This window comes from Eubacterium sp. ER2, assembly GCF_000765215.1.
Lineage (GTDB): Bacteria > Bacillota > Clostridia > Lachnospirales > Lachnospiraceae > Claveliimonas > Claveliimonas intestinigallinarum.
The window spans coordinates 1-22,619 of record NZ_JPJE01000034.1; the positions used below are offsets into that span (position 1 = coordinate 1).

Genomic DNA, 22,619 nt, shown 5'->3' on the forward strand with positions numbered 1-22,619 from the left:
CCACCCGCTACTACTTCGTCTCCATCCTTGAACTGGATATTCATAGTCACATCTGTAGCGATCTTCTCAATATTGACAACCAGTTTTCCACCTTCTTCCGCATAGAAGTCGCCGCTCGTTGTCATCCGATAGCCTGCCGGCACATACTGTGTAAGCACGGAATAGTTCTGCACGCCTGCCGGCACAGTATAATCACCGCCTGCTACCGCTTCAGCTCCGTCTTTGAACTGGATGTTCATGGTTACACTCTCCTCAGCCTGCACAACCGACGCCCGACCCGGAAGCACAGTTGACATGCTGGTAGCAGCCAAAGTCACGGCCAGCGCAGTCACAAGACATGCTTTTGCCAACTTTTTTCTATACATTGTTCTCTCCTCCTACTTTCTTCCCCTACAGGAATGATACTTCTGTCTAAATACTGAAACTGCCAAAAACCACAGCAATCAGAACAGCACCAACGAGAAGCACATACCATTTTTTGTCACAGCTCCCATATTTAAACAGTATTATTTTACCCCCCCCCCGTTTATTTTTGTCAATACTTTCCAAATACTTATTTCTATATTTTTCCATATTCAATTTTATTTCAGTGAGAACAATGTATAGAGTATCCAGTAGGCTCCATATTTTGTGAAACCAAGAAAAAACAGCAACAAAAAGACCAGTGGAAATCCACTGGTCTTTCAAGTCGGGGTAACAGGATTCGAACCTGCGACCTCGCGGCCCCCAGCCGCGCGCTCTAACCAAACTGAGCCATACCCCGGTCACAGATAGTATTATACTCGAAGTCTGTCGTATATTGCAAGTGTTTTTTTAATAAATCGTAAAATTCATATTATTTTTTTATTTTCGCCCTTATTGCGCCAACAAATCTGCCTGTATTCTACAATTATTATTTCCCGTTTTCAGACAAATATGCTAAAATACCTATAAAATCTTATGCGAAAGGAGTCCCTGATTATGAAATTAATTGTAACAGGCCCCAGGGGAAAAATGGGCCGGCTCATCACGCAGGTCGCCGCGGAGCGTTCTGACATCCAGCTGATCGCCGGAGTGGGGCCGGCGGGAAGAGATTACATCGGAAAGGATCTGGGCGATGTGGCCATGACAGGACGCCGGCTCGGGGTGCCCGTAGTGGATGACCTGGAGGCTGTCATAGATGACTGCGATGTGATCATCGATTTTTCCACAAAGGAGACCGGGCTGGAGGTGCTGGAAAGCGCTGTGAAGCACAAGAAAGCGCTCGTGTGCGGCACTACCGGATTTTCACCGGAGGAGATGGCCAAATTCAGGGAGGCCTCTTCCTCCATTCCCATGCTCTACGCAGCCAACACCTCCAAGCTGGTAAATATCATGAACAAGCTTCTGGAGATCGTGACCACAGCGGTGGGGGACGAGGCGGACATAGAGATCCTGGAGATGCATGACCAGTGGAAGAAAGACGCCCCCAGCGGCACATCCAAAGAGATGGGCGAGATCATGGCCCACGCCATGGGTAAGGAGCTGGACGACATCGCCGTCTACGGCCGCCACGGCGTATCTCCCCGCGAAAAGGGTACCATTGGCTACCATTCGCTCCGGGCCGGCAACATTCCCAGCAGCCACACCGTGTACTTCGGCTTCATGGGGGAGAGGCTGGAGATCACCCACCACTCCTACAACTGGGAGTGCTTCGCCAGGGGAGCTGTGGACTGCGGACTGTACCTGACGGACAAGGAGCCCGGCTGGTACACCATCAAGGATGTGCTCCACCTGTCCTGACCAGGAAAAGGGAGCGGCCGCGTCAATCCTTTTCGGATGACTGCGGCCGCTCCTTCTTTGTGCTTCTTATCGCTCATTTACCGCTACAGTGTGTCAGAGTCCAGGATAATAGTGAAGGGGCCGTCATTTGTGAGGCTCACCTTCATATCCGCCCCGAACTGTCCCCGCTCTACTGTGGGCACTGTCTCCTGGCATTTTTCAATAATGTACTCGTACATCTCCTCCGCCATGGACGGATCGCCCGCCTCGATAAAGCTGGGGCGGTTTCCCTTTTTGCAGTTGGCATACAGGGTAAACTGGGAGATGAGAAGAAGGCTCCCGCCTACCGTGTCCAGTGACAGATTGGTCTTTCCGTTCTCATCCTCAAAAATGCGAAGGCCGAGCATTTTCTTTACCATCTTATCCGCGATCTCCTCTGTATCGCTGTCAGACACGCCGATCAGCACCATAAAGCCTCTGCCGATTTCTCCGATCGTCTGACCGTCTACCTTTACGTCCGCATTTGTGACCCGCTGTATTACAAAACGCATACTGTTTCCTCCTTTTCGCTATCTTCTATCATCCACGAAGAGGAGGGAAATGTCAATACTCTCTTTATTTGTGTTTCTCTCTCTTCTTTCGTATATAGGACTCAACCTCGTTTTTTTCAATCCCCAGCGAAACAGCGAGCTCACCGAAAAGGTTTTCCTGGGCCGCGTGCAGGCAGCGTTCATCACCTGCGGTCACTTTTTTCCCCTGGGCCAGTCTCTTTTCCCTGCGGACATTGATCGTCTTGATCACCCGCACCCACTGCCTCGTGTCGCAGGTTCTCAGCGCCTTTTTTAAGGTTTCTTCTCTCTGCCGTTCATTATCGATAGGGATCATATCCATCCCGTCAATCTCGCCAATGAGCTGCTCCGCTTCCTGCCTGGAGATCACATACCGCATAATGATCTTCTCACTGTCTGCCGGCACGTAGATCACGCCTCCTTTTGAGTACAGAGGTGACAGTGTATAGTAATCCTTTCCGGCGGACGCTTCCTCCAGGCGGATCGGACCTATACTCTCCACTCTGCACACGCCGTGCTGCCCGCAGACAATATACGCTCCTGTCTCAAACATTCCCATTCTCCTTTCTTTCATATTAAATAGTATTCCCAAAAATACCGTTACATAAAAATCCGCCTATCCACAGATGTGGTAGACGGATTTTCATCTCTGTCTTTATTCTATTTTATCAGACAAATCATTTTTGCGTAAGGCTTTTCCAGAAAATATTTTATTTTCAGCATTTTTGCGAGCATTACAGCGTCGATGGTTGTCTATTTTTACCCATTTTTTCCGGAAGCTGCGCCAGTATGATCGCCGCAAACATCAGGACACATCCCAGCCCCTCCCTCACGGACAGACGCTCTCCCAGGATCACCCAGCCGGCCAGCACAGAAATGCAGGACTCCAGGCTCAGGATCAGCGAGGCCACAGTGGGATTCATATTCTTCTGTCCAATGATCTGCAGGGTATAGGCCACACCGCAGGACAGAACACCCGCATACAGGAGCGGGCCCCAGCTGCGCAGGGCTCCCTCCACTGTAGTGGTCTCAAAGGCAGCCATGGGAAACATGGACAGGATGCCTGCCACAAAGAACTGGATGCAGGACATTTTCACTCCATCTGTTCTGGGCGCGAAATAGTCGATAATCAGGATATGAACAGCGAACAGCAGGGAGCCTATGAACACATAGATGTCGCCCCTCCCCACACTGAAGGACTCTGTGATACACAGAAAGTAAAGTCCCGCAAGGGCCATTGCCACCGCCAGCCACACCTTCCATCCGGTCTTCTTCCCCAGAAACATGCCGAGCACCGGCACCAGGACGATGTAGAAGGCGGTCACAAACCCTGCCTTCCCCGCCGTGGTGTACTGGATGCCGATCTGCTGCATACTGCTGGCCGCGAACAGGGCCAATCCGCAGCAGAGTCCTCCCGCAATCAGGGTCTTTGTGCTCCCCTCTTCCCCGGCTGTCCTTTTGTTGATCTTCCCCAGGATATAGATGCAGGGGAGAAGCGCCACGCCGCCGATGAGGGATCGGATGCCGTTAAACCCGAAGGGGCCCAGGTAGTCCATTCCCACGCTCTGGGCGACAAAGGCGGTTCCCCAGATAAACGCTGTCAGAAACAGCATACACGCGTTTTTTCTCCTCATATATTCTCCTTCATTCCTCTGTCTGAGTTTTCTTCTGTCTGATTTTTCTGTATACAACAACTTGTTCAGTATAACATATTCATGATTTTTTTGAAATGGTGTATACTAAAGAAAATGCGGGGCCTAAAACGCAAGATCCCTTGCAGCGGCAGAGAATCAGGAGGAGCCTATGTGGAAGTTCAGACGTTTTTTCTTAATATCGGGTATCCTGATGCTGGCGTCGGAGCTGTGGAAGCAGTACACCCTGACCTTCCTGATCGGCGGCGTCAGCTACAACTGGTGGTATTTTCCCTTCCAGCTCTGTAGCATCCCCATGTACGTCTGCCTGCTCCTGCCCTGGGTCCGTAGCCGGCGCCTCCGTCAGATCCTCACCGCCTTTCTCGTGGATTTCGGCATGCTGGGCGGCGTCTTTGCCTTCTTTGACACCAGCGGCATGCACTATGGGTATCTTCCCCTCACCATCCACTCCTTTGCCTGGCATATCTTTCTCATCCTGCTGGGCATTGCCGCTGCTCTCTCAGACCGCCTGGCCGTCGGGTGGAAAAATTATGCCGGGAGCGCCTGCCTCTATCTCGCCTGCTGCCTGGTCGCCACAGGGATCAATCTGCTTTGCGACCAATATGGCACCATCAATATGTTCTACATCAACCCGGACTATCCCATGACCCAGAAGGTGTTCTCGGAGATCGCCGCCGTCCTGGGAGACACTGCGGGTATCTTCATCTATATCGGCGCCACTGTCGCAGGCGCAGCTGTCTTTCATCTGGGCTGGCGAAGCTTTGTTCTAAAATCTATAGAAAATCCCAATCATTCTGTCTTATAGATATTATAAATATAATTATAGATGTCATCAATTTGACCACAAAACCACCTAGACGTACAATAGATTTAGACCGAAATCAAATCAGGAGACTTGCTATGGAAACTGAAACTCCCCTTTTAATCATAAACAACATCTATAAATCCTTTGGGCATGTGCAGGCCTTGAGAGGAGCCTCCTTTTCTGCCCCCAGGGGCAAGGTGACTGCTATTGTGGGGGATAATGGCTCTGGCAAGAGTACCCTTGCCAAAATCATTTCCGGCTGCCTGAAGCCCGACTCCGGGGAGATTACCATCAATGGCAGAACCTATACTTCTCTCACGAACCATCAGGCTATATGTGAAGGAAATATCGCGACTGTCTATCAGGATCTGGCACTGGACAATCTGAAGAATGCCTATGAAAACATTTTTCTCGGAAGAGAGGATATTCATTTTGGCGTTTTTCTCAACAGAAAAAAAATGAGGGAAAAAGCTGCCGCACTTTTCCAGGCTCTGGCAATTGACATTCCGGACATGGAGCTCCCTGTGGGCAGTATGTCCGGTGGACAGCGGCAGGCTATCGCCATCGCAAGAGCCATTGACATGGACAGGCAGATTTTGATTTTTGATGAGCCTACTTCTGCTATGGGTATGAAGGAGACTCAGCATACCATGGATCTCTTTCAAAGATTAAAGGATGAGGGGAGAACCATTCTTCTCATCAGCCATAATCTGTTTCAGGTATTTGATATTGCGGACCGCATCGCAGTTCTGGATAAAGGATGTTTTGTAGACACATTTTCCACAGCCGAAAGCAGCCCCCAAAAGCTGCATGATCGGATTGTAAAGGAAGAAATGGAGCTTGAGCAATGACAAAATATATTGAGAAAAACAGTCAGCAGCTATTTCTTTTGATCGTAATTGTTGTAATAGGTGGGTTTCTGACCATAAAAAGCGAATACTTTCTAACTCCTTCAAATCTGATCAATATTGCAGACTCCTGTGGCTACCGTCTCATCATGGCCGTAGGGATGACCTTTATCATGGCGTCCGGCGTCATGGATCTGTCAGCTGGCTCCACTGTCTCACTTGCAGGTGTCATCACCGCTTGGATGCTCCATGCAGGGGCAGGAATTCCCCTGTCTGTAGCGGCCGGACTGCTGACCGGAATAGCTGCAGGCGTTCTAAACGGGCTGCTCATCCACTACACAAAAATCAGTTTCTTTATCATCACACTGGCTATGAGCGGTATGCTTCGCGGCATTTCACTGATTATTACAGGCGGCCGTCCTATCACACGGTTTGGAGCGGCTTTTATGACAATCGGAACAGGCAGACTGGCAGGAATTCAGATCTCTGTGTGGATCGCAGTCATCCTGACACTGGCAGCCGCTGTTGTCCTGAACTGCACAAGATGGGGCAGCTATATCAGAACGCTCGGGAGTAATCCGGAGGCTCTTCAAAAATGCGGTATAGGCATAGCTGGATACCGCATTTCCGTACAGGCTGTCATGGGACTGGCAGCGGCTATTACAGCTGTCATCATCACGGCCAGACTTAATTCTGCCGAGCCCAATGCAGGTATGGATATGGAGCTGGACGCCATCACTGCTGTTGCGATGGGCGGCACGCCTATCACAGGAGGGAAATCCCGCATCAGCGGCACTATGCTGGCCGTTATCATTCTGGGCATCATTCGAAACGGTCTTACACTTATGAGCATTTCCTCAGATTACCAGCAGTGGATCACCGGATTTTTATTGCTGGTCTCTGTCCTCGTATCAGGGATCAGGATTAAAAATACAAAACAAAAATACACAAGAAAAGGAGAATGACTAATGAAAAAACTACTTAGTATCTTATTGGCAGCAGTGCTGGCCATGTCTCTGCTTGTCGGATGCTCCGGCACAGACAGCAGCACAGAGGACACAGATAAGGCGCAGACCACCGAGACAGAAGAAACCTCCTCCAGCGTCGTGGATCAGATACTGGCCGATGTAGAGGCCGAGATGGACAGTCAGCTCGGAGAAGTTCCGGAAAAAAGCGCCGGTGAAAAAGTTGGTATTCTGATCAGCTCTACTTCCAATGAATTCTGGGCCACTATGAAGACACGCTACGAAGAAGCTGCCGCAGACGCAGATCTTGACATAGAAGTATACGAGGCTTCTGCCGAAGATGACGCCGAGGGTCAGCTGGACGCACTAAATACTATGGTGTCCATGGATTTCGACGTGATCATCCTCTCCCCCATCAACGGCACTAATCTGATCCCCGGCATCGTGGCCGCCAATGAGAAGGGTATCAAAGTCATCAACCTTGGTCCCGGCGTAGATGAGGCGGCTCTGGAGGAGGCCGGCGGGCATCTGGATGCCAAGATCACTGTCAATTTTGAGGATCAGGGAAAAATGGTAGCGGAAGATATCGTGAAAAGGCTTGACGGCAAAGGCCAGGTAGCCATTCTGGAAGGCATGGCAGGCGCTGCACAGAGTGAGGGACGTGTCAAAGGCGCTGAGGATGTATTTGCACAGAACGACGGCATCGAGGTAGTAGCGAGCCAGGATTGCAACTGGGATACAGATACAGCCTACGAGGCAACCCGCGACATTATGACAGCCAATCCGGATGTAAAGGCAATCTTTGCCTGCAATGACAATCTTGCTCTGGCAGCTGTACAGGCTCTGACAGAGCTGGGCAACAGCGATGTACTGGTATACGGCGTGGACTACACCTCAGACGCGAAAGCCGCTATCGAGGATGGCACTATGATGGGCTCCATGACCTATTCAAGCGCCATCTACACGAAAGCTGCTATCTCCATGGCTATGAACCTGGCACAGGGCGGCAGCTATGACAAGCCCCTGTATCTTCCTCTGACACTGGTGACACAGGACAATGTGGCAGACATGGACGGATGGAAATAAACCATGAAACATCTGATCGAAACTGCCCTTTTGACTCACGGCCTGTCATCACTGTCCAATGAATACATAAAAAAGCAATGGCCGTTTAAGGAGGCAAATCTTGCTTATCTTGAAAATGGCACAGTAAAGACAGGCACTATAGAAGATTATCTGAAGCTGCGGGAACATCCTGAGCGGATGGCACGCATTGACTGTACTTCTCTGGAGAGTGCAAAATCACAGGGATTGTCCGGAGCTTTCACGGCTTCTGCCACCATGGCTGTGTGCCGTGAACTGGATATACCTATGGCAGTCACTGCCGGTATGGGCGGCATTGGCGATGTGGAAGGGGAAGAACTCTGTCCGGATCTCCCGGCACTCGAGACGATACCCGTCATCCTGATTTCAACAGGCCCAAAGGACATGCTGGACAGGGCGGCCACTTTTTCCTGGCTCCGGAAGCATGGCGTTTCCGTAAAAGGAATCAACACAAGCTCCTGTACCGGTTACGTTTTTAAAGGCAGCCCTCTTCCTCTTGAGTCATTTGACCTGAGTCTTCCCGTTGCAGCCCCGCTTCTTCTCATCAATGAGATCCCTGTATCTGACAGGATCACTGACCGAGAAATACTGACGAAGGCCATCCAGGCAGGACACCAGGCAGCCGCAGAAGGAAGAGCCTATCACCCTGCTGCCAACAGGCGCATCGATGAACTTACAAATGGGTATTCTTCCATAATTCAGCTGTCTTCTCTGATTGAAAATGCCCGTGCTGCCAAAAAGCTTCCTTAAAACGTAAAAAGGCAAAACTGACACAGGGCCATACCGCTCTTCAGACCTTACAGCGGTATGGCCCTCTTCTGTTATCACACTGTTTTCACCGGCACCTTGATCTTCACTACATAGTCCTCCTCCCCGGCTCCCGCAATGTAGCTGATCATATCGTACACATAACAGTCCCCCGCGATTTCCAGACTTTCTCTCTCTATGAATTTCATCAGCTCCTCAATACTTTTTCCAAATGAATTGTAGGGTCCTTTATGCATGACGGATGCGAAAGTCCCTGCAGGCTTTCTCCTCACATCCTCTCTTTTGCACCATTCATCTGCCCATATATTTTCCGGTATCTTTGTAAAGAGAAAGCTTTCTTTCATCTCCTTCTTCGCCAGCGTTTCCCGCAAAATGATGGATCCCACAAAGGCGTGATTTCGGATGCCGCAAGCCTCGCATTTCCGGATATGCTCGCCCAAAAGTCTGGCCGGAGCGTTGCTGCTGTCCCACTCCCTGTACCCAAAATCAGTAACCAGCAGATGCTCTTCCCCGTCCCGCTCTGTCCGGGGTACACCGTACCGGGCATCCAGCGCCTCCTCCGTGATCTGCACCAGCTCCTGCATAAAGCCTGAGAGCTCCTCCAGCTTCTTTTGCTCTTCTTTGATCCTGCGCTGCTTTTCCCTGAACATCTCCAGGAAATATCCCGTGTCAAAATTGCGAATACATTTCCGTATATCCTCCAGGGAACTGCCGGTGTATTTCATAGTCTGGATCAGATCAAAGTCATAGAACTGAACGGCCGTATAGTACCGGTAGCCATTGTTCCCCACACGGTCGGGCTTCAATATACCAATCCTGTCGTAATGGAAAAGCGTCTCTTTTGTAGTGCCGCACAGAGACGCAAACTGTCCCGTTGTCAGAAGCTGTTCTGTATTCATCCTCAGATACTCCTCTCCGTTTTCTCTTGACTATTGTGTTACCCTATAGTTTACCATTCCTTGTTGAGGAGAACAACCATCTATGAAAACAGATACGCATACTACATTGAAGACAGATACTCATACTGCCGGCGTACAGGACAGCCATAACCGGATGTTTGACGGGATGTCTCCCACCAGACTCTTCTTCCGGTGCGCCATCCCCAACATGATCAGTATGGCTGTGGTATCGCTGTACACCATCGCTGACGGGATCTTTGTGGGCTACTATATCGGCGCTGAGGCGCTGGCTGCCATCAATCTGGTTATGCCTCTGATCATGATGAGCTTTGCCTTCTCGGACATGGTAGCCGTTGGTTCTTCTGTCCAGATTGCCATCTGGCTTGGAAAAAAGGACGGAAAAATGGCAGGGCGCATCTTTTCCACTGCCTGCCTTCTGATCCTCATCTCTGCTCTTATAATGGGGACACTGGCCTGGCTGTTTTCCTACCCGCTTGTGCAGCTGCTGGGGGCCACCGGGGAAGTGGCTGACCTGGCAGTGAAGTACATGCGTGTCTATGCGGCCTTCTCCGTCCTTATCATGCACTTTTTCGCCGTGGACAATTACCTGCGGATCTGTGGGAGGGTCCACTACAGCATGGCTATGAACGTAGGCATGTCGCTGGCAAATATTGTGCTGGACTGGCTCTTCATCGGCGTCTTCGGCTGGGGGATCGAAGCTGCCGCCCTGGCCTCCTGCCTCAGCCTGATGTGCGGAAACATCATCTGCTTTCTCCCGTTTTTCGCGGGAAAGCTGCCACTTTGCTTCACGCGGGAATGGATCGGGCTCAGGCTGGTGGGAAATATCGTGGCCAACGGAAGCTCAGAGTTCTTCAACAATATCTCCGGCTCTGTGTGCATGATCATCTTCAACGCCGCCCTCCTGTCTGTCGGGGGATACATGGCAGTGGCGGCCTTCAGCATTATCATGTACGTGGACAGCGTAGTAAAGGCATTGCTTTTTGGTATGGGCGATGCCCTGCAGCCGGCCATCAGCTACAATTACGGGGCAGGAAGCCCTGCAAGGATCTGGGCCATAGAGAGGCGGGTCCAGGCTGCCGGGCTGCTGCTGGCACTGTTGGTGCTCACTTTCATGCAGATCGGCGGAGAAGCGCTGATCGGCCTCTTCGCAAAGGGTGACAGGGAACTGCTCAGCATGAGCGTCAGGGGCATGCGGATCTTCTCCCTGTCCTACCTCTTTACATGGTGCGCCATTTTGTCCGGCTCCTTTTTCACTGCTCTGAACCGGCCTGTCTTCTCCCTTGTGACTGCCGCGGGACAGACCCTCCTGTTCCCTGTCCTCTTTCTCTGTGTCCTGCCCAGGCTTCTGGGCCTGGACGGTATCTGGCTGTCCCCGGTGCTGGCCGGGGCCGCCTCCTTTCTGATGTGCATCCTGTTTCTCCTTGACACCAGCCGGCGCCTGTCCTCCGGGCAAAGACAGCGGGCATAGAGGCTTGCGCACAGAGGCTGCTGCGATTTTGACCTTTTCAAAAAAAAGCGTTATAATACATTTCGTAGCAGAGAGAAATCCACCCTGCTTACATGCGATATGTGATCTAAGGAGGTAATCAGTCATGAAAAAGAATAACAGAACATCACATACAGCTCAGGCAACCAAATCGATTGTCACAACAAAGGACACCACCAAGGCTATCGAGACAAGGGCCGGCGTCTTAAAGGACGCACCCGAGGCGCCAAAGGCCGAGCTGAAGACACAGATATTTCTCCAGTATCTCGGAACAGAGTGCAGCACTGACGATATTCTTGCAAAGGTCAAAGATATCTGGACAAAGGACATGGGAAAAAAGGCAGAGGATATGAAGACTATCAACGTGTATCTGAAGCCGGAGGAAATGGCAGCCTACTATGTGATCAACGACGAAACAACAGGAAAAATTGCTCTGTAAATTCCTTATGAAAAAGAACACTCCCGACAGATGCGCAAAAGGCGGCATCTGCCGGGAGTGTTTTTGCAGACCTATTCTTCGCTTCACAGGCCTTCTTCCCCGGAATGGAAACGCTTTACACCTCCACACCGGAAAGCCGTATCATCCTGTCGTATGTAAAATGATTGAACACAGCGATGATCCTTCCCACTCCGATCATAGCCAGAATCGTCCCTATTCCAATCCCCACCAGATGTCCCGCAAAGACAAGGCTCACCGTGGTAGTGATGGCAATATTGGTCAGATCAAAGCAATTTTTTGTAAAGCCCACGCTTTTGCGGATACAGTCCGCTATAGCCTGTACAATGCCATCGCCCGGATTGGGAATAATGCGCATGTTCAGCGACATGGCCGCCCCGATCCCGGTCAGCACAATGGCGACCACAAGAAACAGGATCCGCAGGACCATCTGTCCCGGTGTGTCCTTCCCCTCTCCATACAGGTTGGGAATCACCGCCGAGAACACATTCAGGAACCTGGTAAACACAAGGCTCAGCGGTATCTGCAGCAGATCCATGAGCACCGTCAGCTTTCTGTCCATCCTGTTTGCATGGGCAAGGACAGCCCCCTCCTCACCGGCCGCTCTCTTGCTGCGGATCAGGTGCAGGCAGATCTGGATGACAACAAAAATGCTGTACAGGGCAAGCGTCATATTTCCAAAATTGTGTCCGGAGATGACAGAAATACTGTAAGCCACAGATATGATAGGCGATACGCCCAGGCCGGTCTTCGTATTCAGCGTAAGTCCCAGCGCCAGGACAAGAAGTCCAAGAAGATAGAAAAACACACGGAACAAGGTGCTTCTGTTGATTTTTCTCAAGTAAATCCCTCCCACTTTCTGCTCCGTTATATTATTCTAAGGATTTTTGAAAAATCTGTCAAATCCATTTCCCGGAACTTCCCGAAAAACTCTTTTTCCGGAAGAATTTCCACATTTTCACACATAGCTTTGGACGCTCACCTCATACAGATCCTCAAAGGGGATTTTTGTGTCCACAACCTTCAGCAGCCGGGCTGTGCCGTCTATCCTCGACACCATCCCCGTCACCTTCAGATATTCCCCCTCGCAAAAGTAGATGACTGTCACCATGTCATTTTTCCTGATCTGCCTGAGCGCGCGGTCCAGTTCCTCTCCCCGCTCCTCAGAGAGCTCTGCCTTGGGCACTGTGATCTTTTCCTTTTTTCTGAGCGCCTCCTCATAGCCCTTCAGGGCTGCGAAGGGCATAAACTGCTTTGCTCTGTCCTGGCGGCTCATCCCGCCCCGCCCGTTTCTGTACGCCATTTTCGCTTTCCCCCTTCTGTAATCGGCTCCACGTTTCTCCTCCGCTCCTGTGTCCTCCGATCTGGCGGTTTCTCTCCATAGTCGTCGCCCCCTCCTGCAGATCCATGCCTCTGACAACTGCATTTTTCCCATATTTTCCCTTGATCTCCAGAAGTGCCCTCTGCATCCGCAGCTCCCGGTCCAGCTCTTCCGGATCCGTAAACAGGTCGTACTGCCTCCAGGCTTCGTCCACCACATGATTGTACGTGACACTGATCCTTCTCACCGGCGTGCGGCGGTCCACGATCCTGTCGTAAAGCCGGGCCGTGCAGGCCATGAGCTGGCGGGAAGAGCTGGTCGTCAAGGTCATGGGCTCTGTGCCGTGAGCAGCCTTTCTTTCTATCCTTCCGCTGTACCCCACATGAAGGGTCACAGAGTCTGTTACAAGCCCCTTCTCCACCAGCTCCAGGCTGAGAAGATCCGCCATCTCTCTGGCCGCCAGTCTGCCCTCCTCAAAGCTGTAGTCCCGGGGCAGCACCTGCCCGTTGGAGACAGAGCTGGATCTGGGCCTGTAGGCCTTGATATCCTCCATCGTAGTGGTCTCCCTGCCCCAGGCGTGATCGATGAGGAGCTCCGCGTCAACGCCGAACAGGCGGTAGAGCAGCCCCTCGTCCGCATGGGCCACCTCCTCCATAGTCGTCAGGCCGGACTGGGCCAGGCGCCGCTGTATCCCGCTCCCGATTCTCCAGAAGTCCGTCAGCGGCCTGTGTCGCCAGAGCTGTCTTTTGTAGCTCTCCTCGTTCAGCTCCCCCACATGCCCCTCGGAGTGCTTTGCCGTGATGTCCATGGCGATCTTGGCCAGATAGAGGTTGGTTCCTATCCCCACAGAGGCGGTGATGCCTGTGGTGTCATACACATCCTCCATAATCCTAACGCCCAGCTCCCGTCCGCTCATCCCATACATGTGCAGATACCGGGTCACATCCATGAACACCTCGTCGATGCTGTAGACATGGATGTCCTCTTTCGCAATATATTTCAGATAAATGCCGTATATCTCTGCCGAGCGGTCAATATAGAGCTGCATCCGGGGCGGCGCCATGATATAGCTGATCCCCTTGGGGATCTCAAACACTCTGCACCTGCCCGGCACTCCCAGCGCTTTCATGGCCGGGGACACAGCCAGACAGATGGTCTTGTCGGTCCTCTCAGGATCAGCCACCACCAGGTTGGTGGTCATGGGATCCAGTCCCCTCTCCCGGCACTCCACGGAAGCGTAGAAGGACTTCAGATCTATGCACACATATGTCTTCTGCTTTCTGCTGGTAACATTTTGAACAGTGTTCTCCATATGAAATCCTCCTTTTTACTTTTTCGAACATATGTTCTTTTCTTGATTATAGCAGGAGCGGGGAGGATTTTCAACTGGGGATTTTTGACAGGAAGATTTGGGTCATGGAAATCTGTACTCGGCTTTCCAATCTCCCCCAAAATTTGTACATGCAAAAAAGGACGAGGCCATTTCGTCGAAACGGCCTCGTCCTTCGGCGCAGTGTTTCCTATTCCATCCGCAGTCTCTCCACCACGCTCTGCTTCTCCAGGTTCAGGAAGCACAGGCAGGGGATGAGAACCGCCAGGATGAGGATCAGCGGGGTGCACACGCCCAGGGGAAGCAGCGTAAAGCGGAAGGTGGAAAAGTCGTCCGCCGCCGTCACAGCCCGCACGCCAATGCCCACTGCCAGGGCGCTGACAATCCAGGAGGTAAGAAGGGTCAGCCCTGCATAGTACAGTCCCTCATACACAAGCATCCGGCGGAGCTGCCGCTTCGTCATGCCCACGCTCTGGATCACGGCAAACTCCCTCTTCCTGGAGACGATGGCCGTGATCATGGAGTTGGCAAAGTTCAGCACGCCCACCAGGGCGATGATGACGCTGATGGCGTTTCCCATGACCGCGGAGGATCTGGTCTCCTCCTCGTACTGCTGCGCCATAGTCTGGCGGGAGGTGACGGGAAGCGTCCTGTCCACAGAGGCAGTGTACCCGTCCAGCAGCTCCTGCATGGCATCCACCTGGCCCTCCTTCACATTGACGTAGAGCCTGCGCATCGTGTTATCCGGATACAGCTCCCGGAAGGAGTCGGAAGGGATCACATACTCCAGCTCAAGACCTGTGTTCTCTCCCGCCTCCAGAGCCCCGTCCACGACGGAGCTATCCGGCAGCACCACTGCCATCACCTGGTAGGTCCTCCCCTCCAGCTCCACCGTCTGGCCGACAGAGGCAGCGGGCAGAGTCTTCCCTCCTTTTGCCTCCTCTTTGGAGATGGACGCAGTGGACACGGCCAGGGCATACTCTCCTGTGGCAAAGGCCTCCGGGTCAAAGGATCCTGCCAGGATGTGATCCTCGTCTGTGATCGCCTCCAGTGGAATCCCATCCAGTCCGAACAGGGTGACTATGGCCTGCTTTTCTTTGATAGAGTTCTCCGCATCCTGGGCCCCCTGGGCATCGTAGCTGGCCCAGTCAGCCAGAATGTCCTCATTGTAGTAGGCAGCCAGATTGGCGGCTGTCCCATCGTCCATCTGCCAGATAAACTGGTGGGACCAGGCGTGGCCGGTCTCCTCCACTCCGTCCGCCTGCTCCACCTGGCTTACAAGCTCCTGGTTCAGCGTGGAGCCCTGGGGATCGTAGCCTCCTGTGTAGTCCTCGCTGGAGGCGTCGGAGAGCTCAAAATCAGCGATAGTCAGGCCGGAGAGATATTTCTCCATATCAAAGGCCGCGTTCTTGGCGTAAAAGCAGCTCAGCAGCACAAGTCCCAGGGACAGGGAGCAAACCACCAGGGCCGTCCGCTTCTTGTTCCGCCCCAGGTTGGCCCAGGCCATCTCGCGGAGGGAGGCGCTGCCCCGCTTCTTTGCCGTCCTCTTCGTCTTATCCGGCGCGTCACAGGCCCGCAGCGCCTCCACAGGAGACACCTTCCCCGCAAGGCGGGCCGGGCGCAGGCAGGAGATCAGGACTGTGACCCAGGCAAAGAGGGCAGATCCAAGGAAGATCACCGGGCTTACCGAGACCACGCTCTCCCCCTCCAGCATGCCAAGGAGGGTGGGGACAAGGAGAAAACCGAGTCCCCAGCCCAGGACCAGGCCGATGGGGATGCCGATAAGGCAAAGCCTGTTTGCCTGTCCGTAGATCAGCCTGCGGAGCTGCTTTTTCGTCATACCCAGGGTCTTCAGCTTGCCGTAGAACTGCACATCCGCGGTGACGCTGATCTGGAAAATGTTGTAGATGATGAGATAGCCCGCCACAAAGACAAGGATCATCCCCAGGTACATGGGAAGGCTCTCTGAAAAGGCCGCAGCCCCCATCTCCGGCGAGTAGGCCAGGTTTACCCCGTACTCCAGCCCGGTCAGGCCTGTGTCTGCCAGGATACCATCCAAGGTCTCCTCAATGTTCCTGTCACTGTAAAGGCTCACCTGCGCCATGTGGGTACCGAGAATCTGTCCCTCTGACACCGGCCCGTCGGCGCCTCCCGTCATCTGATCCGCAAAGGCCCTGGATACCCATGCCATGCTGGCGTAGCTGGAGGCATTTCCCTCCCAGTAGCCGCAGAGGGTGAAAGTGGAGGCTGTCGTCTCCTGGCTGTTCAGATCTGTCCGCCACTCAAGAGTCACCTGCTGCCCCAGCTCATGGGGAATTCCCAGGTAATCCAGCACGGTGGTGTCCACCGCCAGCTCGTCTTCTGCCTCCGGCATCCGGCCGGCAGTGGGCCAGGCAAAGGAGTGGGCGGCGTAAGAATCGTCCCCCCAGCGGATCTCGGTCTGATATCCCTTAAGCTCTCTGTTTTCCGCCACTCCCAGCACAATGCTCTCTCCCACCTCCCTCACGTCCGGGTGGGCGCCGATCAGGGCCGCCTCCTCGCCCGTAATGCTCTTAAAGGAGGCCTGGGCATCGTAGCCTGTCTGGCGGAAGGTCATCTCCACCATATTTTTGCTCATGCTCTGGGCCAGCGTGAACAGAGTGGTGAACATGAGCGTGGTCATGAGGATGGCCAGCACAGCCACCACATTACGGCCCCTATTTTTTCTGAAAAGACGGCTACTTAGCGTCTTGATGGGTTGAAATCTTCCTCTCACAGCAAAGCACCCCCTTTACTGTGACACGATGCGGCCGTCTTCAATACGGATGACACGGTCCGCCATGCGGGCAATTTCCGGGTTGTGGGTGATCATGACGATGGTCTGGTGAAACTCCTGGCTGGTGGTCTTAAGAAGACCGATCACATCGTCGCTTGTCCTCGTGTCCAGGTTGCCTGTCGGCTCATCTGCCAGGATGATGGAGGGCTTGCTGGCCAGAGCTCTGGCAATGGCTACCCGCTGCTGCTGGCCGCCGGACAGGTTGTTCGGCAGATTGTCCAGCTTCTTCGCAAGGCCCAGAAGCTTTACGATCTCCATGATAAATTTCTTGTCCGGCCTGCGCCCGTCCAGGGAGATGGGGAGGATGATATTCTCCCACACGCTCAGCACGGGAACCAGATTGTAGTTCTGGAAAATGAAGCCGATCTGCTTCCTCCTGAAAATGGTGGCCGCCTCGCTGTCAAGCTCTGCCAACTCCGTATCGCCGATGCGGATACTCCCCTCCGTGGGCGTATCCAGACCGCCCAGCATATTTAAAAGGGTGGACTTGCCGGAGCCGGACGTGCCGATGATGGCGGTGAATTTTCCCCGCTCGATCTCCAGGTCCACGCCGTCCAGTGCTTTGACGAGGGCCTCCCCCTTTCCGTAATATTTCTTCAGCCCTGCTGCCTTTAAGATCGCATCCATTTTTTCTACCTCCTGCTGTCTTGCTTAAGGAAGCCGCGGCGTGAGAAAGACCGCTCCTCCTTTTGTAAGAACAAGGATAGCAGACGGATGTCAAAATAAAGGTACTCCAAAGGTACAGTTTTGTAACTTTACTCTCTGTACCTCATCCTGGACACCACGCTCTCCCTCTCTGTCATACCGAGGAAGATCTGGGGCAGCAGGACAAACAGAAGGAGAATGGCCAGGCCGATGCCAAGAAGCGGCAGGGGCGAGTATTCGTAGATGACCGCCCAGTCGTTGTTGCCGATGTAGGCAAAATTGCTGTCGTAGTAGAGGGCCATCCCGTACCAGAGCACAAGAGCCGCCGCAGGAAGCGTGAAGACAAGACTCACCGCCCCCTCTATGAGTCCTTCGTACAGCACCATCCGCCGGATCTGCCTCTTCTCCATGCCAAGGCTCTGGTACAGGGCAAATTCCCTCCTCCTGGTCAACACCTTTGTCATGATCACATTCACAAATCCCAGGATGCTGATGCCAAAGAGGAGCGCTCCCGCGAACACCCCCACCGACACCGCCGATGCCACGGACTGCCGGAACTCTCCAAGCTCATCGCTTTTTCGCTCCACAGTCACTCCCTCGTCCCGGCGGATGTCGGCTGTCCTCTCCTCAAACCGGTCTGCTTTGCTGTCATCGATGTTGACCATGATCTGCCGGATATGGATCCCCGGGTACAGCTCCTGCAGCGTGTCCGCCGGCATCACATAGTTCAGCGAGAACTCTGCAGCCCTGCTGTTCCTTCCCGCCGGGATGCTGCCCCAGTCCGCCACGGCAGCCATGACCGTAAAGGTTCTGCCTCCGATCTCCACCTGGGAGCCCGCCGGCGCAGAGGATAAGCCCTCCTGGGAGGTAGCCCCCACAGAGAGCACATAGTCCCCTGTGGCAAATTTCTCCGGATCAAATTCTCCGTCCAGAATATCGTAGAACAGGACATAGTCCATCACAAGGCCCTCGGCGCCAATGAGGACGCTCCGGTACTCCCCCGTCTCCTCAAGCGCGTCAAGGCCGGCCACCCAGCCGGGCTGTCCGGACATAGACTCTTTCCTTGTCACATCTCCGTAATAGCTGTCGATGCCATTGTAAAAATCCACCACCGTCCGGCGCAGCGTCTCGTCGGCAGTCAGGTCCACCTCGTGGGTGAGAAATTCCCCGTACTCCGTAACCTCCGGGCAGGAGCGCAGCTTCTGCGCCATTTCTTCCGTGATATTGCCGGCCTGCTCGTTGTATCTCTGGTACTCCCCGCCGCAGGAGGCATCGATAAAGGAGTAATCGCTCAGATACATCTCATCCGCATAGTAGTCCTCATCGTAGCTGATATAGCGGATGTAGGCGCTCCCCAGCACGAGGGAGGCCATCAAAAGGGACAGGATCGCTGCCGCAAAGCTCCGCCAGCCTGTCCCCAGCGAGGCCAGCGCCAGCCGCCAGGCGGTGACCCGCCCTCTCCTTCTCTTCTTCTTTCCACGGTACTCCCGGTTCAGAAAGGCCTGGATCATGGCCGGCGTCCAGCCCTTCATCCGGAAGGTGGAAAAGTAGCAGCCCGCCCAGGCAGTGAAAAAGGAGAGAAGCACTGCCGCCAGGGCCGGCCACAGATGGAGAAGGCTCAGCTCCAGCCGTATACCCGTGTATCCCTCCACAATCCCCCGGGCCAGCCAGAGAAACACGCCAAATCCAAGCACCAGCCCGGCCGGAACGGCAGGGATGCAAAGGAGCAGCGCATAAGCGCTGGTAAACAGTCCCGTCTGCCCCGGCGTCATGCCCAGGGCCTTCATAGCCGCCAGAAGGGACAGACGCTCATGCAGGGATACAGTCATAATATTGTAGATGAGAAGGAAGCCCCCTGCCACCACAAAAAAGCCCGTCAGAAGATAGCTGACTGCCCTTGCGTTTGCGGTGTCCATCCTGGCGGAATTGTAGGAGAGATTCGTGGTAAAGGACACATCCCCAAGCCCCAGATCTGCCAGGATCTCCTCTGCCTGGTCATCCAGATCCTTCGGCTGCCAGAGCATGACGCCCAGGGTGACGCTCTCCTTCGCCCCGGTCTCCTCCCGAAGGCGGGACGCCTCCTCTTCAGAGATCCAGGCGCAGGACTCGGAGTGGACATTTTCCCCGGACCAGAAGCCGCAGAGGGTGAACCGGCCTGTGTACTCTGTGCCTTCCCCGTCCCTCCATTTCAGCTGGATCACCTTTCCCGTCTCGTGGGGCAGCCCTAAGGAGTCCAGGGTCATGGTGTCCAGGGCGATCTCTCCCATCCTCTCCGGCATACGCCCCTCCTCGGGGACGGCGCTCACCGTCTCGGCATAGTCCTTATCCGCGGCGGCCAGACAGATATTCCTGTATTCCAGAAGCTCGTCCCCCAGGGTGCCCAGGCTGCGGAGCTCCACGCTGCTCTCCACACTGTCGTGTCCGCTGATCCGCTCCGCCTGGTGCTCTGTCAGCCCGGTAAACACAATGTGGCTTGTGGATCCGTACTCCAGCTGATCACTGAGAAGATAAGAGCTGTGGACACTGTCCGCCGTGAAAAAGACCAGGGTGTAAAGGAGGGTCACCAGCAGGATGGACAGGGACAAAAGAGCGGCCCGCACCCTGTCTGCCCGGATCATGCGCCGGGCCAGGCGCAGGCAGACCTTTCGGTTGTCATTGGCCAGGAGCGCCATAGCCACCCCTCCCCTCCGCAAACCTGCCGTCCTCAATGCGGACGATCCGGTCCGCCGTCTGGGCAATGTCCAGGTCATGGGTGATCATGACGATGGTCTGGCGGTATTTCCGGTTCATCATCTTCAAAAGTCCCAATACGTTCTGGCCGGACTTTGTGTCCAGGTTGCCTGTGGGCTCGTCTGCCAGCACAAGGGCCGGCCTGGCAATGAGAGCCCTGGCGATGGCTGTCTGCTGCCGCTGTCCTCCGGACAGCTCCCCGGGCAGGGCCGACAGCCGGTCCCCAAGCCCCAGCGTCTCCACCAGCTCCTCAAAAAAGGCCCGGTCCGGCCTCTCGTTTCCCATCTCCAGGGGAAACAGGATATTTTCCTCCACCGTCAGCATGGGGATCAGGTTAAAATTCTGGTACACAAATCCCACCTTGTTCCTGCGGTACACAGCAAGCCGCGATTCCTTCAGGGTGTCAATCCTCGTCCCTTCCACCCAGATGCGCCCTTCTGTGGGCCTGTCCTGCCCTCCCAGCAGATTGAGGAACGTGGTCTTGCCGCTGCCGGAGGTGCCCACGATCATGGTAAATTTCCCCTTCTCGATCTCCAGGTCAATGCCGTCCAGCGCCTTCACAAGTCCCGCTCCCTGCCCATAATATTTTTTCAGTCCCTCTGTCTTCGCGATTACTTCCATTTCCTTTATAGTAAAATCCTTTCCCTTCACTCTCTCCTGTACCTGTCGATGCCGGAGCCTTTGTCAGCTTGGCAGGAACACGGAGAAGACGGAGCCCTTCCCCTGCTCTGACTTCACCGTAATGTAGCCCATCTCCTGCCGGATGATCTCCTGGGCCAGGTAGAGTCCAAGACCCACTCCGTCCTGCCCGGAGGCCTCCTGAGCCCGGTAAAACCGCTTAAAAATATCGTGGTAATGGTCCGGGTCAATGCCCATTCCCGTGTCCTCAATGTCGATCCTCGTGTAGATCTGCCAGGGCCGCACCCGCACGGTAATGCTTCCTCCCCGTGGCGTGTATTTCACCGCATTGTCCAGTATATTTCCAATGGCTTCCGCTGTCCATCTGGGATCGTGTCTGACCGCCACATCGCTGCCGCACTCTGTCTCCAGCGCGATCTCCTTCTTCTCCGCCCCGGCCCATACAAGGCTGATGGCCCGGGCAATGGTGTCCGCAAGAGAGGCCTCCTCCGGCTTCAGCACAAAGGTTCCTGTCTCCAGACGGGACATCTTGATCAGGGACTGCATGAGGAAATCCAGCTTCCCGATCTGCCCCTCCATAGTTTCCAGAAACTGCTGCCGCTTCTCCTCCGGCAGGTCGTGCTCCTTTAAAATACCCGCGAACATCCGGATATTCGCCATAGGCGTTTTGACCTGATGGGAGATATCACTGACCAGCTCCTGAATCGTCTGCTTATCCCTCTGGCTCTCCCTTCTGGCTTCCCTGGCAATGTCGTAAAACTGCAGGATCTTTCCCTGCACCTTTGCTGTCAGGCTGTCCTCATAGATCTGAGGCCATCTGTCCGGCTCCCCGGCGATGAGACTGTCCAGGATGTCGCAGAGAGAGTCGGCAAAATCCGCCACCTGCCGCCGTACCCAGGCACGCCACCAGGCGGCCAGGAGAAAGAGGCCGGCGCAGATCCCAAGGAGCCCATACCGCACCTCCCGGCGGGGGACATACTCCCACAAAAGCCATGCCATAGCTCCGACCAAAACAATGGCTCCAAGAAATGGCAGCGCCTCCCGAAGCCTTCTCCTCTTCTCTCTCATCTATCTCCCCCCTGTCCAGATATAGCCCATGCCCCGGACCGTCTTGATGTAAGTGTGCTCCCCGTCCTCGATCTTGGCCCGCAGACGGTTCATGGTGACGGTCAGCGTGTGATCATCAATATAATTTCCCTCGCTGTCCCACAGCTTGCCCAGAAGGGTCTGCCTGGTGAGCACATTTCCCCCGTTCTCCGTCAGCGTCCGCAGCAGCTTGTACTCGTTGGGGGTGATGGCGATCTGCTCCTGTCCCCTCCTGGCTGTCAGAGCGGCAAAATCCAGACACAGAAAGCCGTCCTCCCACCGGTCCTTCAGGGCAGTCTCCCGCCCCCCGGCGTGCCGCAGTGCCGCCTCCACTCTCTTGAGGAGGATTTTCATACTGAAGGGCTTTGTCACATAGTCGTCCGCTCCCAGGTCAAAGCCTGCCACCACGTCCTCCTCCAGGTCATTGGCCGTGAGGAAGATGACGGGCAGGCCGGGATCCCTCTCCTTCAGCTCCCGGCAAAGGTCAAACCCGCTGCCGTCGGGCAGGTTGACGTCCAGGATAACCAGGTCAAAATCGTCCTCCCCGGCAAGCTGCCGGGCTTTCTTTATATTGTAGGCGGCCACGGTGAGATAGCCGTTCATATCCAGTTCAAAGCAAAGGCCTGCGCTCAGCGTCAGGTCGTCCTCCACTACCATGATCCTTCCCGCGCTCATGTCTTACATTCTCCTTGTCCATAAAATCATACATAAAATCGCGCAGCCGGCCCTTTCGGCGCCG

Annotated in this window: 22 protein-coding genes and 1 tRNA gene; 8 read left to right on the plus strand and 15 right to left on the minus strand. The window is 54.3% G+C overall.

Annotated features, from left to right (window positions below; all coding sequences use genetic code 11):
* Both NI21_RS0112370 and NI21_RS0112380 read right to left on the minus strand, forming a co-directional pair.
* A partial coding sequence (locus NI21_RS0112370; RefSeq protein WP_033126517.1) for a hypothetical protein occupies positions 1-365 on the minus strand: 365 nt, incomplete at its 3' end.
* 323 nt (positions 366-688) lie between these two features.
* A tRNA-Pro gene (locus tag NI21_RS0112380) sits at positions 689-763 on the minus strand.
* A 197-nt stretch (positions 764-960) separates the two neighbouring features.
* Between NI21_RS0112380 and dapB the strand changes: the two genes are divergently transcribed.
* Entirely contained in the window at positions 961-1,761 is an 801-nt protein-coding gene (gene dapB / locus NI21_RS0112385) for a 4-hydroxy-tetrahydrodipicolinate reductase (protein ID WP_033126519.1), read from the plus strand.
* Positions 1,762-1,844: 83 nt separating this feature from the next.
* Here the strand turns inward: dapB and dtd are convergent, their stop codons facing one another.
* From dtd to NI21_RS0112400, 3 genes are all read right to left on the minus strand, one after another.
* Positions 1,845-2,291, minus strand: a complete 447-nt coding sequence (gene dtd / locus NI21_RS0112390) for a D-aminoacyl-tRNA deacylase (RefSeq protein ID WP_033126520.1) — start codon at positions 2,289-2,291, stop codon at positions 1,845-1,847.
* A 64-nt stretch (positions 2,292-2,355) separates the two neighbouring features.
* Entirely contained in the window at positions 2,356-2,862 is a 507-nt protein-coding gene (locus NI21_RS0112395) for a CarD family transcriptional regulator (RefSeq protein WP_033126521.1), read from the minus strand.
* A gap of 181 nt (positions 2,863-3,043) precedes the next feature.
* Complete coding sequence (locus tag NI21_RS0112400; protein ID WP_033126522.1) at positions 3,044-3,943, minus strand: DMT family transporter; 900 nt, start codon at positions 3,941-3,943, stop codon at positions 3,044-3,046.
* A gap of 169 nt (positions 3,944-4,112) precedes the next feature.
* On the opposite strand from NI21_RS0112400, the gene NI21_RS0112405 reads away from it, so the two are divergent.
* From NI21_RS0112405 to NI21_RS0112425, 5 genes are all read left to right on the plus strand, one after another.
* Positions 4,113-4,766, plus strand: coding sequence for a YwaF family protein (locus NI21_RS0112405; protein ID WP_052084096.1), 654 nt, complete (start codon positions 4,113-4,115; stop codon positions 4,764-4,766).
* A 95-nt stretch (positions 4,767-4,861) separates the two neighbouring features.
* Positions 4,862-5,617, plus strand: coding sequence for an ATP-binding cassette domain-containing protein (locus NI21_RS0112410; protein ID WP_033126523.1), 756 nt, complete (start codon positions 4,862-4,864; stop codon positions 5,615-5,617).
* Positions 5,614-6,579: an ABC transporter permease gene (locus NI21_RS0112415; RefSeq protein WP_033126524.1), complete on the plus strand. Its 966-nt coding sequence runs from the start codon at positions 5,614-5,616 to the stop codon at positions 6,577-6,579. The genes NI21_RS0112410 and NI21_RS0112415 overlap by 4 nt, the downstream gene beginning before the upstream one ends.
* 3 nt (positions 6,580-6,582) lie before the next feature.
* Positions 6,583-7,665: a substrate-binding domain-containing protein gene (locus tag NI21_RS0112420; RefSeq protein WP_033126525.1), complete on the plus strand. Its 1,083-nt coding sequence runs from the start codon at positions 6,583-6,585 to the stop codon at positions 7,663-7,665.
* Between the two features lie 3 nt (positions 7,666-7,668).
* Positions 7,669-8,433, plus strand: coding sequence for a pseudouridine-5'-phosphate glycosidase (locus NI21_RS0112425; RefSeq protein ID WP_033126526.1), 765 nt, complete (start codon positions 7,669-7,671; stop codon positions 8,431-8,433).
* A gap of 74 nt (positions 8,434-8,507) precedes the next feature.
* On the opposite strand, the gene NI21_RS0112430 is transcribed toward NI21_RS0112425, so the two are convergent.
* Positions 8,508-9,350, minus strand: a complete 843-nt coding sequence (locus NI21_RS0112430; protein ID WP_033126527.1) for a MerR family transcriptional regulator — start codon at positions 9,348-9,350, stop codon at positions 8,508-8,510.
* 82 nt (positions 9,351-9,432) lie between these two features.
* Between NI21_RS0112430 and NI21_RS0112435 the strand changes: the two genes are divergently transcribed.
* Both NI21_RS0112435 and NI21_RS0112440 read left to right on the plus strand, forming a co-directional pair.
* Positions 9,433-10,839, plus strand: a complete 1,407-nt coding sequence (locus NI21_RS0112435) for an MATE family efflux transporter (protein WP_081958076.1) — start codon at positions 9,433-9,435, stop codon at positions 10,837-10,839.
* A gap of 124 nt (positions 10,840-10,963) precedes the next feature.
* Positions 10,964-11,296, plus strand: a complete 333-nt coding sequence (locus NI21_RS0112440; protein WP_052084097.1) for a DUF6465 family protein — start codon at positions 10,964-10,966, stop codon at positions 11,294-11,296.
* Between the two features lie 115 nt (positions 11,297-11,411).
* Here NI21_RS0112440 and NI21_RS0112445 read toward each other — a convergent pair whose 3' ends face one another.
* The 9 genes from NI21_RS0112445 to NI21_RS0112485 form a co-directional block, all read right to left on the minus strand.
* A complete protein-coding gene (locus NI21_RS0112445) occupies positions 11,412-12,155 on the minus strand; it encodes a DUF6198 family protein (RefSeq protein ID WP_369792818.1) in 744 nt (247 codons plus the stop codon).
* A 117-nt stretch (positions 12,156-12,272) separates the two neighbouring features.
* Positions 12,273-12,617 carry a YolD-like family protein gene (locus tag NI21_RS0112450; RefSeq protein WP_033126528.1) on the minus strand — a complete coding sequence of 115 codons (345 nt, stop codon included), beginning with the start codon at positions 12,615-12,617 and terminating at the stop codon, positions 12,273-12,275.
* On the minus strand, positions 12,532-13,947 hold the full coding sequence (locus NI21_RS0112455) for a DNA repair protein (protein WP_052084098.1): 1,416 nt from the start codon (positions 13,945-13,947) through the stop codon (positions 12,532-12,534). The genes NI21_RS0112450 and NI21_RS0112455 overlap by 86 nt, the downstream gene beginning before the upstream one ends.
* Before the next feature lie 208 nt (positions 13,948-14,155).
* Entirely contained in the window at positions 14,156-16,720 is a 2,565-nt protein-coding gene (locus NI21_RS0112460; RefSeq protein WP_033126529.1) for an ABC transporter permease, read from the minus strand.
* Between the two features lie 15 nt (positions 16,721-16,735).
* The gene (locus NI21_RS0112465) at positions 16,736-17,407 is read right to left on the minus strand and encodes an ABC transporter ATP-binding protein (protein ID WP_033126530.1); all 672 of its coding nucleotides are present in this window, start codon (positions 17,405-17,407) and stop codon (positions 16,736-16,738) included.
* A gap of 128 nt (positions 17,408-17,535) precedes the next feature.
* A complete protein-coding gene (locus tag NI21_RS0112470; protein ID WP_197052626.1) occupies positions 17,536-20,118 on the minus strand; it encodes an ABC transporter permease in 2,583 nt (860 codons plus the stop codon).
* Complete coding sequence (locus tag NI21_RS0112475; RefSeq protein WP_369792819.1) at positions 20,078-20,806, minus strand: ABC transporter ATP-binding protein; 729 nt, start codon at positions 20,804-20,806, stop codon at positions 20,078-20,080. Before NI21_RS0112475 ends, NI21_RS0112470 begins: the two co-directional genes overlap by 41 nt.
* A 33-nt stretch (positions 20,807-20,839) precedes the next feature.
* A complete protein-coding gene (locus tag NI21_RS0112480) occupies positions 20,840-21,862 on the minus strand; it encodes a HAMP domain-containing sensor histidine kinase (RefSeq protein WP_033126532.1) in 1,023 nt (340 codons plus the stop codon).
* Complete coding sequence (locus NI21_RS0112485; RefSeq protein ID WP_033126533.1) at positions 21,863-22,555, minus strand: response regulator transcription factor; 693 nt, start codon at positions 22,553-22,555, stop codon at positions 21,863-21,865. It abuts the gene before it with no gap.
* Between the last annotated feature and the right edge of the window lie 64 nt (positions 22,556-22,619).